Source organism: [Muricauda] lutisoli (nom. illeg.), assembly GCF_017313105.1.
GTDB lineage: Bacteria > Bacteroidota > Bacteroidia > Flavobacteriales > Flavobacteriaceae > Flagellimonas > Flagellimonas lutisoli.
Genome location: NZ_JAFLND010000001.1, coordinates 984,772 through 1,001,526 on the forward strand (window position 1 = coordinate 984,772; position 16,755 = coordinate 1,001,526).

Consider the following 16,755-nt stretch of genomic DNA (forward strand, 5'->3'; position numbering starts at 1 on the left):
CGAATTGGATAAAAAATTGTTAAAAGACCTCTCATTGGCCTTAAAAGGTGAGTTGTTGTTCGATAATTTGAGCAAGGCCATCTATGCCACAGATGCCTCCGTATATAGAAAGTTGCCCATGGCGGTGGCCTACCCCAAAAATGCTGATGACCTTAAGGTTTTACTGAATTTTGCCAATGGGAATAAAATTGGATTGATTCCAAGAACAGCGGGAACATCTTTGGCCGGACAATGTGTGGGAGAAGGGATTGTGGTCGATGTAAGTCGTTATTTCACCAAAATCATTAGTCTGGACAAAGACAAAAAACAAGTTACCTTAGAGCCTGGCGTGGTACGTGATGAGCTTAATCAATATTTAAAACCTTTCGGTCTTTTCTTCGGCCCCAATACATCTACGTCCAACCGATGTATGATTGGCGGTATGGTCGGCAACAATTCTTCTGGGACAACATCCATCCAATACGGTGTTACCAGGGATAAGGTTGTTGCCATGCAATGTGTGCTTTCGGACGGAAGTGATGCTTATTTCTCCGATATTTCCGAAGAAGAGTTTGAAAAGAAGAAACAAGGGCATTCATTAGAAGCCAAAATCTACAATGAACTTTACGAGGAGCTTTCCGAACAAGAAACTCAGCACCATATAAAATCCGAATTTCCAAAACCTAGTATTCACAGAAGAAATACCGGGTACGCAGTGGATGAACTGCTCAAAAACAACATTTTTGGGGATGATGAAGTCAACTTCAACATGTGTAAATTGTTGTCCGGAAGCGAAGGTACACTGGCCTTTACCACATCGGTAACACTGCAACTTGATGACTTACCTCCGCCATATGCAGCCATGGTAGCCACGCATTATAGAACATTGGAGGATTGTTTGAGCGATGTTGCACCTGTTATGCAACATAGCCTCCATCTATGTGAAATGATGGACAAAGTAATTCTGGACTGTACCAAAAACAACAGGGCCCAATTGGCCAATCGTTTTTTTGTGGACGGTGACCCAGCGGGTATTTTGATGTTGGAAGTAAAGGCCGATTCCAAGGAAGATTTGGACAAACAACTGGATGAGTTGTTAAAAACGATTGAAAAGTCCGGCTTGAGCTACGCCAATCCTATTTTATATGGAGAGGACATCAATAAGGCGATAGAACTTCGTAAAGCAGGTCTTGGTCTGTTGGGCAATATGGTGGGGGATAGAAAAGCGGTGGCCTGTATTGAGGATACGGCCGTTGCTTTGGAGGACCTAAAAGATTTTATCGGCGAGTTTTCCCAGATCATGAAAGGGTATAACCAAGACGCTGTATATTATGCCCATGCAGGTGCTGGAGAATTGCATTTGCGGCCCATACTTAATTTAAAGAAATCGGAGGATGTGGTGTTGTTCCGAAGCATTACCACCGATGTGGCCAAGTTGACCAAAAAATATCATGGAAGTTTTAGTGGAGAGCACGGGGATGGAATTGTGCGAGCAGAGTTCATACCACTGATGATAGGCGATACCAACTATGGGCTCTTGAAAAGGGTAAAAGCACTTTTTGACCCAAATTTGGTGCTGAACCCGGGGAAAATTGTGGATGCATACCCAATGGATGAGTCTTTGCGCTACAAAGTTGACCGCAAAGAGCCCGTGGTAAAAACACTGCTGGATTTTTCGGATAGTGAAGGGATTTTAAAAGCTGCCGAAAAATGCAATGGTAGCGGTGATTGCAGAAAGAGCCATAACATGAACGGTGGTATGTGCCCGAGCTACCAAGCCACCAAAGATGAAAAGGACACTACACGTGCAAGGGCCAATGCATTGCGTGAATTTTTGACCAATTCTGAAAAAACCAATCGGTTCGACCACAAAGAACTTAAAACGGCATTCGACCTTTGTTTGAGCTGCAAGGCCTGCGCCAGCGAATGTCCCAGCAATGTGGATGTTGCCGCCCTAAAGGCCGAATTCCTATATAATTACCAAGAGGCCAACGGATATTCCTTGCGAAGCAAGCTGTTTGCCCACAACACCCGATTGAATGCCATGGGAAGCACGGTTTCCGGCATCGCGAACTGGATGTACGAGTCCAAAATGGTCGGGGGAACACTTAAAAAAGCAGTAGGGGTGGCCCCGGAGCGCAACTTACCCAAGGTTGGCCGATTCAATTTTAAAAATCACCTAAAAAAGCATCGTGCAAAGCGAACCTACCTTTCCAAAAAACAGGTCGTCCTTTATATTGATGAGTTTGTGAAGTATCTGGATATCCAGATCGGGAAGGATGCCATAGAGCTATTGTGCAAATTGGGGTATGACGTGGAACTGTTCTATGGTGAAAGCGGGAGAACTTACCTATCCAAAGGATTTTTGAAACAAGCCCAAAAATTGGTGGTCCAGAATATGGAGAATCTGAAAGGTATTTTAAATGAAGGAACCCCGATTGTGGGATTGGAGCCTTCTGCCATACTTTCGTTCAGGGATGAGTACCAGCGATTGCATGATGACAAGGAACAATTACAGAAATTGGCATCCCAATCATTTTTGATAGAAGAGTTTTTGGCCGCTGAAATCGCAGCGGGCCATATCACCTCCGATAGCTTTACCGATCAGGAAAAGACCATCAAAATTCACGGACATTGCCATCAAAAAGCGTTGAGCAATCAAAAAGTAACGTTCGATGTGTTGAATCTCCCCAAAAACTATAAAGTGACGATTATACCATCGGGTTGTTGTGGTATGGCAGGTTCTTTTGGTTACGAAAAAGAACATTTTGAAATAAGTATGCAGGTAGGTAAGCTAAAGTTGTTTCCCGCGGTGGAGAAAAGTGATGCCGATACTCTGATTGCGGCCAACGGAACAAGTTGCAGGCATCAAATAAAGGATGGGACGAAAAGGGAGGCGCAACACCCCGTTTCAATCCTGAGACAGGCCCTTATCGTCTAGGTAATCCTGATCTACATTTTCTTCGCTTTCGCCAAAGTGTTCCTCGGTAACGTCCTCAATCTTGACTTCTTTATCGGTGATCGAAGCGATGAGGTCGTTCATATCCATTTCCTTTAAATCCTCGTCCACAAAGAAAGGAGAAAGTCTATCGTGATTGTAATGGTATATTTTCCAGCGTTTAAAAGAATACTCCAAAGCTGTCAGGTTTTCCACCCAATCCCCGGAATTTAAATAGGTGCAACTGCCATATTTGTTCTCGTACACCTCTTTTTTGGGTTGATGGATGTGTCCACAGACCACATAATCATAATTGTTTTCTATGGCGAGCTCTGCCGCGGTCTTCTCAAAATTGTTGATGTACTTAACTGCACCTTTCACGCTATTTTTTATTTTTTTGGACAACGAATATTTCTCACGTCCCATTTTGGCCAAGCACCAGTTCAGGAAGCTATTGATCAAAATAAGGATGTCGTAGCCGTAGCCGCCCAGCTTTGCCAACCATTTGGCATTTTGTATGGAGACATCGAACACATCACCATGAAAAACCCAAGCTTTTTTACCATCCAGATTAAGCACCAGCTTGTTCATGATTTTAAAATTGCCCATTGAAGTATCACTGAACTTACGAAGCATTTCATCGTGATTTCCAGTGATATAGTAAACCTCGGTCCCTTTTGAGGCCATCCCGATGATTTTTCTCAACACTTTGAGATGGGAAGGCGGGAAATACCGTTTGCTAAATTGCCAGATGTCAATAATATCTCCGTTCAAGATCAGTTTTTTTGGCTGTATGCTATTGAGATATGTAATGAGTTCATCTGCATGGCAGCCATAAGTTCCCAGATGTACATCCGAGATAACCGCCAATTCTATCTTCCTTTTTTTCAATGGTATAGGGTTTACTGCAAAATAAAATGGTTGGGATAAATTAAAAATGAAATCGAAGTCATCAATTCATGAGGATAATGTTAAAAAATCATCATGCTGAAACTAAATATGTTACAATAATATTAAGGCATGACATCGTTTTTGAATTAGATTTGTATCGTCTACCTTTGGGGACATCATAATTTATATACCGAATGGCAGGAAATTCTTTTGGACAACTTTTTAGGCTCACCACCTTTGGTGAATCTCATGGAAAAGCATTGGGAGGTATCATCGACGGTTGCCCTGCAGGGATAACATTGGACTTGGATAAGGTTCAAGAGGAGTTGAACAGAAGAAAGCCCGGGCAATCTGCCATAGTTACACAGCGCAAGGAACCCGATACGGTAGAGATATATTCGGGTGTGTTCGAAGGAAAAACTACAGGAACGCCCATTGGTTTTGCCATTCACAACACCAACCAGAAGTCCAAGGACTATTCACATATAAAAGACTCGTACCGACCATCCCATGCGGATTATGTGTACGATAAAAAATATGGTTTCCGTGATTATCGCGGTGGGGGTAGAAGTTCTGCACGTGAAACCGCCAGTCGGGTTGTGGCAGGTGCCATTGCAAAGCAATTTTTAAGCGATATTAAAATAAACGCCTTTGTCTCCCAAGTTGGGGAGATGAAATTGGAAAAGCCTTATCAAGAATTGGACTTTGCCAAAATCGAGTCCAATGCCGTTCGTTGTCCCGATACCGAAATGGCCCAAAAAATGGAGGATTACATCAAATCCATAAAGAAACAAGGCGACACCATTGGTGGGGTAATCACATGTGTGATCCAAAATGTACCAATTGGTCTGGGAGAGCCTGTTTTTGATAAACTACATGCCCGTTTGGGTGAAGCTATGCTTTCCATTAATGCGGTAAAGGGTTTTGAATATGGCAGTGGGTTTGCTGGAGTGGCCATGAAGGGCAGCGAACATAATGATGCCTTTAATGCCGACGGTACCACAAAAACCAACCGTAGCGGTGGTGTGCAGGGTGGTATCAGTAACGGTATGGATATTTACTTCAGTGTGGCTTTTAAACCTGTAGCAACCGTGCTGCAATCCTATGAGACGATCAATAAGGAAGGTGAACAAGTAACCACACAAGGCAAGGGGAGGCATGACCCCTGCGTTGTTCCAAGAGCTGTACCGATTGTGGAGGCCATGGCAGCATTGGTATTGGCAGACTATTCACTATTGGCCCGGACCAACAAAATCTAGTCCACGTTAGGACGTTTCCATTCAAAAAAGTATCTTTCCATCCATAATCTTACTTTATGAAGAAATTGGAATTGCACTGGCAAATCCTGATAGGAATGCTGCTTGGTATTGTTTTTGGATTTGCGATGACCCAAATTAGTTGGGGCAAGGAATTTGTAAATGATTGGATCCAGCCTCTGGGAACCATTTTTGTGAAACTTCTTAAGCTTATTGCCATACCTCTTATTTTGGCATCCTTGGTCAAAGGGATTTCCGACCTCAAGGATATATCAAAATTTAGGAATATTGGTCTCCGCACCATTGGAACCTATATCGTAACAACTGTAGTGGCTATCACCATTGGGCTTTTATTGGTAAATGTCCTGAATCCAGGTAGTGGAATTTCGGAAGATACGGTGACCAAATTGACCGATACGTACGCGAATGATGCCGGGGTTACCTCAAAATTGGAAGAAGCTTCGCGTCAAAAAGATAGTGGACCCCTCCAATTTCTTATTGATATGGTGCCTGACAATGCTTTGGCGGCCATGACGGATAATGCGCTGATGCTTCAAGTGATATTCTTCACCATTTTCTTGGGCATCTCCATGTTATTGATTGGGGAGAAAAAGGCAAAACCACTTAAAGATTTTTTTGATGCTCTCAACGATGTGGTTCTTAAAATGGTCGATTTGATTATGTTGACGGCTCCTTACGCCGTTTTCGCCCTATTAGCGGGTGTTGTAGTGTCATCAAGTGATCCAGACTTGTTATTGGCCCTGTTGAAATATGCGGGTGTTGTTGTCTTGGGTCTTTTAATAATGATTATTTTCTACGCCACCGTGGTAGGTCTGGTTACCAAAAAGAATCCGTTTTGGTTTTTAAAAGAGATAAGTCCAGCGCAACTGTTGGCTTTTTCAACCAGTTCCAGTGCCGCTACTTTGCCGGTGACCATGGAAAGGGTAGAGGAGCATATTGGTGTGGATAAAGAAGTATCCAGTTTTGTACTTCCCGTAGGTGCCACTATCAATATGGATGGGACGAGTTTGTACCAAGGTGTTGCCGCAGTATTCATTTCGCAGGCCCTTGGGTTTGATTTGACTTTTGGAAATCAATTGACCATAGTGTTAACCGCTTTGTTGGCCTCTATTGGTTCAGCGGCAGTTCCCGGAGCGGGAATGGTAATGTTGGTGATTGTTTTGGAGTCCATTGGATTTCCTCCGGACAAATTGGCGATTGGCCTGGCCTTGATTTTTGCGGTTGATAGACCGTTGGATATGTGCAGGACCGTAGTGAATGTCACCGGTGATGCCACAGTTTCCATGGTTGTTGCAAAATCTGTGGACAAACTTGGCGACCCACATGTGGAAGAATGGGATGACCATTATGATGAGGTCAAGTAAACCAAAGAAAGAAATACTTAAAATAAAAAAGACCTCCATTTTTGGAGGTCTTTTTTGGTTTTAGAGGGATATATATCTTCCTTTTGGGAACCTAACTTGAAAAGAGAAGCTTTCCTTTTCCACGGATTTAGGTTCCATTGCCATATTCCAGGTCAATAAGCCTTTGTTCTGGTCATAGGTTGCATTATTGGTCACAATATCATCCACTTTGATCTCCTTGTTCTGTGATTTTGGTATGCGGTCCATGAGTTTTAGATTGATCTTGCTGTTCTTGTTATTTTTAACCTCCAGTACATAGCTGCGATCTAATATCCGGTTACTGCCCACAAAGGGTTTACTTTTAAAATTACGTTCCTGCTGCCTTGTTACCGTAATATTGTGCTCAATGCCCAACGATAAGATCATTTCTTTTTTTGTTGTGTAAGGATCTAAGACCGTTTTACCGGCGTAGGAACCTTCAAAGTAGATATTGGCTTCACCTGGCAATAGCTGGTGTTTCTCCCAATCTTTAAAACTGGCGGTGAGATATACATTTTCATTCAATATGGGAGCTGCAAAATATTCGTATGTAGCCGGTATTTTATAGGTGTTCACTTCAACGGACGTAATATCGCCATCGGATATAACGGTGTAAGGTTTTTTAATGGTAAATTCTGTTCTGGTTGCTCCTTCTTGGGTCTCGCTTTTCTTGGTTGTTATGACTACGACACCATTGATTCCACGGTTTCCATAAATTGCGGAGGCATTGGAGCCTTTCAGCACCTCAATGTCCTGGATTTCATTTTCATCCAAGTCACCCTCAACAAAATTGTCAACAGGTACTCCATCTATAATGTAAAGGGGTTGGGGGTTGCTGGTCACCTTGGAAGCTCCTCTAATGGAAACCCCTGCCACTCGGCCTTTCAAAATTCGTTCGCCGGTAACCGCCCCTACAGCAGCAGTACCATAAGCTGTTACCACCACTTCATCCAAATGTTGTGCATCTTCTTCCATACGAACGTTCATAATGGAGGAGTAAATGGGCAATTCGTAAGGACGCATCCCGATATAGGAAAAGGTCAATTCTTGACCAAAGGGCACCTCCAAAGCATAATTGCCATCAAAATCGGTTTGTGTGCCCTTGGTGGTGCCTTTGATCACAACATTTACTCCGGGCAGTGGAGTACCGGATTCGTCCGTAATGGTCCCGACCACTTTTTTTACATTGGGATTAAAGGCATATCCCTTTTTCTTTGTGGCAGGGGTGTACCTTTTTTGGTAGGCACTCACAAAGTTCAAATAATGGGCCTCAATTTTGGGTTTGCTGATATTGTGATTTGGATTACCGGTGGACAAAGCGATTTTTACATTTTTCCAATCCTGCCCCGTGTTTTGGTAAACATTGCCCTTGTATGCCAAGGAGAGCGGTGCGTTTAATCCAGTGGATTTAATGTCGTAATTGGGCACCCACCCCGCATCTTTCACCAAGTAGGACAGTGAAGCGTTCAGGTTGGTGGAAATCGGTGCATCAAAAGTAATGGTTATTTCCCCTTGTGGAGTCGCTTTGGCATTGTTTGCCTCGGCCAACTGTTGCTGTAGATCGTTGATTTCCAGCTTTAGTTTGTTGATTTTTAAATGGGCCTTGAATATTTCATTTTTAATGCTGGTAATGCGCTCTCTGTAATATTGACCGACCTGTTTGATTCTTTCCAAATCCAGAACCTGACTGTCGCCATTTACAATTCTATTGGAGGTGATTACCTTTTCCTCTTCCTCGAGACCTGCAATGGTATTCTTTACCAATGAAACTTCATATTCCAGTTCTTCAATAGTGTTTTCCCATGCTTTGATCTTCGGGTTGCTCTCGGTTTTTTCAAGGTAATTGGTGTCGTAGGCAATAGCTAAAATGGAAACGGCACCTAAACCTGAAATTTGAATGCTGCTCTCATCAATTTTATGGGATAGCCCTGTAAAAACCACTTCGTTCGATCCTTCTTGTAATAGACAGGAAGCTGCTCGTGTAATCTGGGCCCCATTGAGATAAACGGTAACCTCCTTTATTTTAGAGGTAGTTTTTATCGTATTGGCAAATAGCAAAAAGGGTGCGCACAAAAATAGAATGACTGTATTTTTCATAATGGTTGGATATTAATTGTTTATCCAAACCTATGATTCAATTGTTCCAATTAAAACCGGGAATGGTGTGAATGGGTTGGTTGGCTGAGGGAACCCTGGGTTTTGATGAGTCAATCCAAAAACTTGGCTTTGAGCTCTGGGGTCGGAACCATGCAAGACTCCTGTTTACCGAACCATTTATAGCGGTTTTTGGCCACAAAGTCATAGATGGCGTTTCGGATGGAGGTAGGAATCCACGTAAAAACAGCGGTCAATTTCCATAAGCCTCCCAGGTCTTTTGCGATTTCCAAGGCAGCGTCGGATTTGGTATAATAGGCCACGCCGGGCTCAATAAGGATAATGGAATCCACTTTGCTGGTATCAATATGGCGTTGACCCACCAATTGTTGCCCCGCTTTGCTCTGTAGGGCCGCATAGCGGAATACATCTTTTTTGTCCCGTTTTATGACAAACTGGACAGAGCTGTTGCAAAGGTTACAGACCCCATCGAACAAGATTATTTTTTTACCGTTTTCCACGGTGCAAAGATAGTGTGGAAGTAGCTGTCTTAGAAATATTAACTCATAACAGCACGTGTAATTTTATAACCGATAAAATAGACCGAACGATAAAGCGGGCAACACTTTGGAGTCGGCCGTGGAGGATCCCCAGTCAAAATTGAACCAATAGGGGAGTACCACGGGTTCTTTTTCGGTTCTGTTATACGAAAGTTCCAACAAGAGCCCAAGATCTAAAGTAATCCCAAACCTTTTGGATAGATTAAAATCCCTGCCCATCCGAAGGTTCGTATACAGGTAGGTGTCCTTAAAACTGCTTGTTTCATCTACCAGATAATTGAGTCCACCCCTAAGGTACCAAGGTCGCCTATCCGTATATTTGGATTGTCCACTAAAGTGATTGAAATAATCCAGTGAGATGACATAAGTAGTATTGTAGGAATCATTTATGGTCCCAAAACCATAGCTTAGCCCCAACTGGGATTGCTTCATCTGAAATCGGGCTCCGATACTTATTAAATCAGGTACTCCGATCGTTGCTGCCAGGTTCACTTTCTCTTGCCCGGAAACACTTAAAAAACAAAGTGCACATAAGCCGGTAACGATAAAAATCTTAAACGGTTTTTTCATCTTACTTATAGGTTTGGTTGCTCTATTTTGAGCCAAAGAAGTAGGACGAACGTTTTTAGACTACCGGGCAAACAATTAAGATACAAATAATGTGCTTGTATTCAGTAAATTAATTTGATTTCCGACAACGAAAAACAATACCGTTTCCTTTCAATACCCGGCCAACTGATATATTTCATTGGGCGTAAGTTCGCTGAGTTCAAGAACGTCCTTGCCCGATTGGGCCATCGCCTTTCTGATCAGATAATTTCCGGTACGGTATCCAACTGCCAAACGGCCATCGGGGTGTTGGAACATCCAATGTTGATAGTTGGCATTTAGGGGCAACGACCTGATCTCTTCCACCCATTGCTCCGCAATGGTTGCTTCTGGTGGTGTATCCGCTTCCATGCTTTCACCGGTATAATCTTCGGAGAATACAACGGCCAGCCCTTCGTTTATGGCTGCTATGGATATGCCGGGGCCGTATTTGTTGTCCTGAATGGCCCAACCGCGCGATAAATGGTGGAATTCGTGGAAAATGGTATGCTTAAGTGCCGTTTGCGTTGCTTGGGTCACGCCTCCTGGATATTTATCGGATATTTGAATGAGCACTACGGGAGGGGCATTGGTTTCCGTACGACCGGTAACGCCTCCGACCAGATCAAGGTCCCAATCCACAATTTCCAAGGATACGTTTATGCTATCCGGTAGGGTGGGCAATAGGGCCCGGATTTCTTTTTCCGATTCCAATACCACTTCGCGAACAAGCTCTTTTTGTGATGGGGTGAATTTTCCACCTTCATCGGTAAAGGCGATGATGGAACTTGTGGGTTCCGTGTTTTTCGATGCATTTTTGCAATTGCTGATGACTAGGAGTCCAAGAACTAGTGATAGGATTTTGATTGATTTCATTGATGTTTGTTTTACCTGTAGACTCTGTAGACGTAAAAATGTTACATCAAAAGAAAAGGGAGCGCTACAAATTGTGATTCGGAACCGGTCGAAGGCCTGGGTTTATCGATTTTTCCATAATTAAGATGATTAGAATAAAACAACGATTTTGATATCTTTGCACAGTTATGACACTTTAATAGACATATCCGACCAAGTACATTTTACGAAATGACTTTTTTCCATCGGGATTGAACTTCATGATTCCAATGCTTGGTCACCTATCCATTTATTTTACTATTTAAACCGCAGTACTTCATTGGATTGAAAGTCCTGCACAATTACAAATAATTATGTCTATCAAAGAATTAATAAAACAGACTGCCATGCCCAGTCTATATGAAAAAGGCAATGCATTCATGTGGGATGACCCACATATTTCAAAACAGTTATTGAATGTTCATTTAAACAAGGATATTGATCTTGCGAGTCGTAAACAATCCTCAATCAATTCTACAATTGATTGGATTTTACAGCAATGTCCACAAAACGGCATGTCCATACTTGACCTTGGATGTGGTCCCGGATTGTATTGTGATATTCTTCATGATAAAGGTCATTCAGTAACGGGAGTTGATATATCCGGTAGTTCAATTGAATATGCAAAGGCCAAGGCCATTGAAAGTTCAAAGTCTATCGAGTATGTAAAAGCCAACTATTTGAATGTTGACCTCGAGTCCAATAAATACGATTTGGTCATTATGATTTACACTGACTTTGGTGTGTTATCGCCTAATGAACAAAAGGGTCTTTTACTCAAGGTTCACAAATCATTGAAACCAGGGGGTATATTCATTTTTGATGTTCTTAACGATACAGATCTTGACTCCAAGCTGACCCCTGTAAATTGGGAAGTAGCCGAAAGTGGTTTTTGGTCCGATAAACCATATCTGGTCCTGTCCAATAGCTTTCTGTATGAAGAACAAAAGACGATTCTTTATCAGCATAATGTTATGACAGGTGAAGACGAGTTAAAAACATATCGTTTCTGGACCCAACATTTTTCTAAAGATGATATCATCGATATTGTAGCGGATACCAAATTCACGTTATCCAATACTGAAACCAATGTTTTACCAGAATCAGATTTATGGGGCGGAAGGTTTGTTGACTTTTATGTACTCTTAAAGTAATTTCAAATCAATAGAGAGCTCGGGTTCTTAATTTTTTGAATCCGAGCTATTTTAAATCATTATTAAGATTGTTGTGCTTTCTTACTGTTTTAATTATCCCAAAGGTCCGTACACAATAGCTTTATCCCCAATATCGATAAGTTCGCAACTTTTAGAGAAGCTGCTGTTATCCTTTTTAATATGGAATCTTACGTTTTTGTCCTCTCCATTGGAATCTATCGGAAGCCAGCGATACGGTAGATCCAGTGTTGATTCTTTTGGGTTTATAAGTTCTAGAATAGCATGCTCACCGTTCAGGTTTTCAAAATAGGCTGGTTTAGCAAAGGATAATTCCAGTATATGGTCATCTATTGTTTTGCGTTCCATCAACTGAACCACCCTGTCATCAACATACTTTTCATCATCACATTCTGACCAAATTTTATCTTGGTTCATTTGTAATGCGGCCAAGAAACCTCCCTGAATTGATCCTTCAAAACCACCTCCTGGGAAAGCCCATGCCGATGCAAAGTATACATTGGGGATCAAGAAATTGTTTCTAAATCGCTTATTTGCTATCTGGTCTTTAGTTTGAGCGTAGCCATAGACCGAACCGCTTGGGTTAAGGGTATAGCGTTCAATGGTCATGGATGTGGATACTTCGTAGTACTCTATACTATTTCGGATTCCTGGATATTGATTTTCCAAACGTTGCAATAAAATTTGGGCTACTTCTTCTTTTTTGGCATCGTACTCTTCTTTGCTTAAAGTATCCCAGTCTTCAATATAGTCAACCGTACAAATCACACCTTCAGATTTGTCAGGTGGTGCAAGTCCAGCATCTACCTTGTTATAGTCCACAAAAATGAATCTACGTTTGGCCCAATCACCATGATGGTTATTTTTAATATCCTTTAAGGCCATTACACCGTCCCCTTGAAAAACGTTCGAATAGTATTTTACGCCAAACTTTTCCACATCGGTATTGAAGCCGAGATACATGCATAACAGCGAACATGAATTGGTTTTTGAGCTTATTTTTTGTTCGAGCTGGGTCGAATAAGGCTCATCCAACATCGATGGTACCAAAGGAATGGCACAATTGGCTATCACATTATCACATAAAATAGTAACGGGTTCTGAATTCGTATTAAAGCTATCACGAAACATAACTCCGGTTGCCTTGCCATTTTCCGTGATGATTTTTTCCGCTTTTTTACCCAAGAGTACGGTACCACCGTTATTTTCGATATAGGATGCAAGGTAATTGGAAAGCTGTTGTGACCCACCTTTTACAAAATGGCCGCCATTCTCAATAAAGCCCGAAAATGGTACGGCAAAGTAGAACATGGATAATGTATAAGGGTCATCTCCCCAATAAACAATATGAGCTATGAGGTCTAATTTCGCATCTTCATTGGTAATGTACTTATCCAACCAAGACCCAACGGTATGTTTGGTTGCCTCTACAAGATTAGGGTAAAGCAATGGCATCAATGGATAGATCAGTTTTTGTACCAAAGGTGAACGTGGAAGACTGGTGGCATCCTTCCGGGTTCCTGCTATCAACTTCATGAAATGTTTGATGCCTTTTTTTTCTTCAGGATATTTATCTATCAATGCCTTGGTAGCTGCATCATATCCATGAGGCATTACAAAATCCTCTTTGTCGGAAACCACCCCATAAAACTCAGGTACTTTTTCAAAATCCACATGTTTTTCTACGTCGAGCATTTTAAATATTCGCGTTAATGAACCATTTTCGGTCAGCCCGCTCATTTCGTGTAGACCAACTTCTATAATAAAATCTCCTCGTTTAAATGTGGTTGCACAGCCACCAGGCTTGTGATGCTGCTCCAATAAAAGAACTTTCTTTCCAAATTTTGTGAGCGTCGCTCCAGCGGTTAATCCTGCCAGTCCGCCTCCTATGATAATGGTATTGTATTTCATGACTGATAATAGGTTGTAATTAATTGATAGTTAATTGTTTAAACAACCTTTAAAATTATCAATTCAAACCCTATTAAGTAATGATGATCGTCAGTTCCCTATCTTTTTTTTAAAGCAGGGAATTTATTTTAAGGAAGGAGTAAACAATGCATCATTGCAATTGTTTTAGCACACTTTTATTGATGGTTAAATTAAGGCAAACCGTCCAAGAAAGTATCAGTATAAAAGCAATTTTCTGAATGATAGGGGAATATTGAGTTAGATTTTCATTGTAGTAGAAGAAGTTGTTCAACCCAACAATTATTATACAAAACACTCCCATCACCATTAAAAAGGTCAACTGGTTTTTGTGCAGTGCCCGTAACATTCCAATGATTACCAAAGTACCAAATACACTTAAGATGGTCGTCATGATATCATGGTATTTGGTGAAAATGAAACTTGCGGATAACATTGCCAAAGTACCTGAAATCCTAATTATTGTTTTCCAACTTCTGCTTTTTTCAAAGTGATTTGCAAATTGAAAGAAAAAGATGATCATACTACTGCAAAGGATGGTTATACCGGCAATGGCAACGGGTCTTGCTCGATTTTGAATTCCATTCAAACCACTTTCGCGCATTAAGTTGCACCAATGATTATTAAGCCAATCAAAACCTGCTGAATTGATATCTGTCAGCGAACCTCCGGGGTATAGTTTGGAAGCATAAATGTAAATACCTATGAACACCAGTATTCCTATGGTGGGAAGAAATTTTAATAATCCTTTTAGGTTTATCATATTCCTCATTTTAAACAAATGTATGGAAACAGTCTTGGCTATGGATTCTTTGCGATTGGCGGCCGGTACGATTTTCCAGCGAGCCAAGGCCACAGTACGAAACCATTCCTTTGGTTGTTTGCTTACTTAAAAGTAGGGAATTTAGTTCAAGGCAGGAGGGAACAATTACTTAAGGCTATTATTGGATATAATGCTTTACTATTTTGACAGTCCACATCATTCTTTTATCCCATGTTTTTTTCTTTGAATCCTACCATATTCTATAAAAGAGCCATCAAAAAATTTGCTGAACGGATGTTTTAACAAAGCTCCAAATCCAGCGGAGAGTACAACTCCATCGACCAGTGCTTTTCTAGACTGCCAATTTTTGGCGCTCAACATTTTGTTCTCGTTTTGCAAAAATAAATTTTCGACGTGCCGAACTTCCGAACCGAACAAGTAAAAACCATGATTTTGTTCCTCTTCGTTCAAGGAATCCGGATCATCTCTAAATGTTGTGATTATTCGGGCCAGTTCTTGGGAACTACTAAAATTGAGAAGTATGTTGATGTCCAAAGCTGCAATTTCGTGAAAAGTTGATGCCTGTGTTGCTTTTGTATTGGCTTTGATTTGAACACCAACAAATATCAAAGAGATAATAATGGCGACCGCTGATATTATTTCAGCGATCAATGCATAGTCTTCCAATGTTTCAATCATAGTCCTTAGTTTTTTTCCAGTTCTGATGTTATTTCTTTTGCCTGGGATTTCATTTCTTTTATTGCGTAACTGATATTTCTAACGGCAATGGGGATATAATCACCGGAAACAACCAGGAAGTCATCGAATTGATCGTTGGTATGGATCAACTCATGATTTATGATATATTCCACTTTTATACCATTTGTTGTGTCGGGGACAATTTCTTTCTCAAATATTGCAGCGACCAAATCATTTTTTTTATACAGTTGTCTTCTAATAAATTCATTGACCCAAAACTCAACTGCTTTTAATTTTACCTCGTATAAATTCGTAATGTTGTTTCTAAGTTCGGAATTTGAAATTTTATCCAATCCTGTAGACTTGATGGACTCATACGGACTATAATTGATTGCAACCGCAATACCTCCTTCGCTTACATTGTTAAAATGGTAGACCAGTGAATCGTGAGGGTAAGTTGATCCATTTCGAACAGTTGCCAATACAATAACGCTTTGTTTTAAATCTTCAAGAGCTTTAAGTCCGTCCTCCATGTTGTTGATGTCTTTATCCAGGGCCTCCTTAATTTCCCTAAGCATGGTAAGTTCGTAACCTCTATTGATTCTTTCTTGATTCTTGTTGTTGATTTGCAATGCGATCAAAATCCCAATGACCACAAGCACTATTTCGCCAATCGCATAGGTCAGGTATTTTCCGAACTTATTTTCTGCGAGTAGTTGTTGGCGGATTTTCCGGAAGAACTTGATCATTGGAGGTTGGTTTCCCTAAAGATATGATTTTAAATGAATTGGATGCTCAAGGGATGAGGTGCAAAATTTCCGCTATGGTGCCACTTGGAAATCGGTGGCTGATAATACTTTTATTTTGGTGTGGCACAAAAGGAAAATGAACGATAGCGAATGTTAGCTGTATTTTCCGTAGCATATCTTTTGTTCTTGAACATGTCCAACGTATCGTGACAAAAGAATAATTACCACTTATCAAATTTTGCCTTATCCGTTTTGTTGACCCTGCTATAGGTCCCTCTGATCATTCGAATCTGATATAAATGACCAAAAAAATGGGTGGCATGGATAACCAGAATTGTTTTGAGGTCCACCTCAGCTCTTTTTTTGTCGTAATCGTTATAGAGATACTGTGATGGTCTATTTATTTGTTCTACGGTCAGATTTTGAACCAATGCATTGTACTTTTCGTGAGCTTTGGTAAACCTTGTCTTCATTTCCTCTAGGGTATCGGCCTGAAAGGAAGTGGAAGGTTGATTTTTGATTAAGTACAATCCCTTTTCTTCTATGGCATCGCACGCCCATTCTTCAAACCAAATCAGATGGCCTATGATCCAGCGGATGGAATTGGCTTCTTTATTGATTTTCCAATCAAGTTCTTCGTCTGAAACACCTTTTAATATGCCCCAAATCCAACTAAATGAATCATTGTCCAATCCATTCAGCAATTTTACTTGTGCTACTAATTCGGCATCATTTTCGTAGTGTGTGGTTGGAACAAAGGCCAATGAACAAAAACCTGCAGCCGCTGGTATTGATCCTAGTAGAAACTCTTTTCTTTTCATGTCGTTTGGATTTTATGGT

General features: G+C 41.1%; 14 protein-coding genes. 4 read left to right on the plus strand and 10 right to left on the minus strand.

The annotated features are described in order from the left end of the window. Positions 1 to 4 precede the first annotated feature (4 nt). Positions 5 to 2,920 carry an FAD-binding and (Fe-S)-binding domain-containing protein gene (locus J0X13_RS04615; RefSeq protein ID WP_207070271.1) on the plus strand — a complete coding sequence of 972 codons (2,916 nt, stop codon included), beginning with the start codon at positions 5 to 7 and terminating at the stop codon, positions 2,918 to 2,920. Here the strand turns inward: J0X13_RS04615 and J0X13_RS04620 are convergent. Continuing rightward, positions 2,891 to 3,808: a UDP-2,3-diacylglucosamine diphosphatase gene (locus J0X13_RS04620; protein ID WP_207070272.1), complete on the minus strand. Its 918-nt coding sequence runs from the start codon at positions 3,806 to 3,808 to the stop codon at positions 2,891 to 2,893. The genes J0X13_RS04615 and J0X13_RS04620 overlap by 30 nt on opposite strands. 194 nt (positions 3,809 to 4,002) lie before the next feature. Here J0X13_RS04620 and aroC point away from each other — a divergent pair, with 194 nt between their 5' ends. Together aroC and J0X13_RS04630 are read left to right on the plus strand one after the other, a co-directional pair. Beyond that, positions 4,003 to 5,067 (plus strand): chorismate synthase, encoded by a 1,065-nt coding sequence (gene aroC, locus J0X13_RS04625; RefSeq protein ID WP_207070273.1) that lies wholly within the window; start codon positions 4,003 to 4,005, stop codon positions 5,065 to 5,067. 56 nt (positions 5,068 to 5,123) lie between these two features. Then, the gene (locus J0X13_RS04630; RefSeq protein WP_207070274.1) at positions 5,124 to 6,449 is read left to right on the plus strand and encodes a dicarboxylate/amino acid:cation symporter; all 1,326 of its coding nucleotides are present in this window, start codon (positions 5,124 to 5,126) and stop codon (positions 6,447 to 6,449) included. 60 nt (positions 6,450 to 6,509) lie between these two features. Here the strand turns inward: J0X13_RS04630 and J0X13_RS04635 are convergent, their stop codons facing one another. From J0X13_RS04635 to J0X13_RS04650, 4 genes are all read right to left on the minus strand, one after another. Next, positions 6,510 to 8,564, minus strand: a complete 2,055-nt coding sequence (locus tag J0X13_RS04635) for a DUF4139 domain-containing protein (protein WP_207070275.1) — start codon at positions 8,562 to 8,564, stop codon at positions 6,510 to 6,512. Between the two features lie 110 nt (positions 8,565 to 8,674). Continuing rightward, on the minus strand, positions 8,675 to 9,082 hold the full coding sequence (locus J0X13_RS04640) for a thiol-disulfide oxidoreductase DCC family protein (RefSeq protein ID WP_207070276.1): 408 nt from the start codon (positions 9,080 to 9,082) through the stop codon (positions 8,675 to 8,677). A gap of 63 nt (positions 9,083 to 9,145) precedes the next feature. Next, a complete protein-coding gene (locus J0X13_RS04645) occupies positions 9,146 to 9,691 on the minus strand; it encodes a hypothetical protein (protein WP_207070277.1) in 546 nt (181 codons plus the stop codon). Between the two features lie 150 nt (positions 9,692 to 9,841). Continuing rightward, positions 9,842 to 10,585 carry a DUF2268 domain-containing putative Zn-dependent protease gene (locus tag J0X13_RS04650; RefSeq protein ID WP_207070278.1) on the minus strand — a complete coding sequence of 248 codons (744 nt, stop codon included), beginning with the start codon at positions 10,583 to 10,585 and terminating at the stop codon, positions 9,842 to 9,844. 365 nt (positions 10,586 to 10,950) lie between these two features. On the opposite strand from J0X13_RS04650, the gene J0X13_RS04655 reads away from it, so the two are divergent. Further along, positions 10,951 to 11,757 (plus strand): class I SAM-dependent methyltransferase, encoded by an 807-nt coding sequence (locus J0X13_RS04655; protein WP_207070279.1) that lies wholly within the window; start codon positions 10,951 to 10,953, stop codon positions 11,755 to 11,757. Between the two features lie 93 nt (positions 11,758 to 11,850). Here the strand turns inward: J0X13_RS04655 and J0X13_RS04660 are convergent, their stop codons facing one another. The 5 genes from J0X13_RS04660 to J0X13_RS04680 all read right to left on the minus strand — a co-directional run bounded on the left by J0X13_RS04660 (position 11,851) and on the right by J0X13_RS04680 (position 16,736). Next, positions 11,851 to 13,686 carry a phytoene desaturase family protein gene (locus J0X13_RS04660; protein WP_207070280.1) on the minus strand — a complete coding sequence of 612 codons (1,836 nt, stop codon included), beginning with the start codon at positions 13,684 to 13,686 and terminating at the stop codon, positions 11,851 to 11,853. 151 nt (positions 13,687 to 13,837) lie between these two features. After that, entirely contained in the window at positions 13,838 to 14,467 is a 630-nt protein-coding gene (locus J0X13_RS04665) for a hypothetical protein (protein ID WP_207070281.1), read from the minus strand. 216 nt (positions 14,468 to 14,683) lie between these two features. After that, entirely contained in the window at positions 14,684 to 15,166 is a 483-nt protein-coding gene (locus J0X13_RS04670; protein WP_207070282.1) for a hypothetical protein, read from the minus strand. Between the two features lie 5 nt (positions 15,167 to 15,171). Next, a complete protein-coding gene (locus J0X13_RS04675) occupies positions 15,172 to 15,915 on the minus strand; it encodes a DUF6090 family protein (RefSeq protein WP_207070835.1) in 744 nt (247 codons plus the stop codon). A gap of 221 nt (positions 15,916 to 16,136) precedes the next feature. Continuing rightward, entirely contained in the window at positions 16,137 to 16,736 is a 600-nt protein-coding gene (locus J0X13_RS04680) for a DinB family protein (protein ID WP_207070283.1), read from the minus strand. Between the last annotated feature and the right edge of the window lie 19 nt (positions 16,737 to 16,755).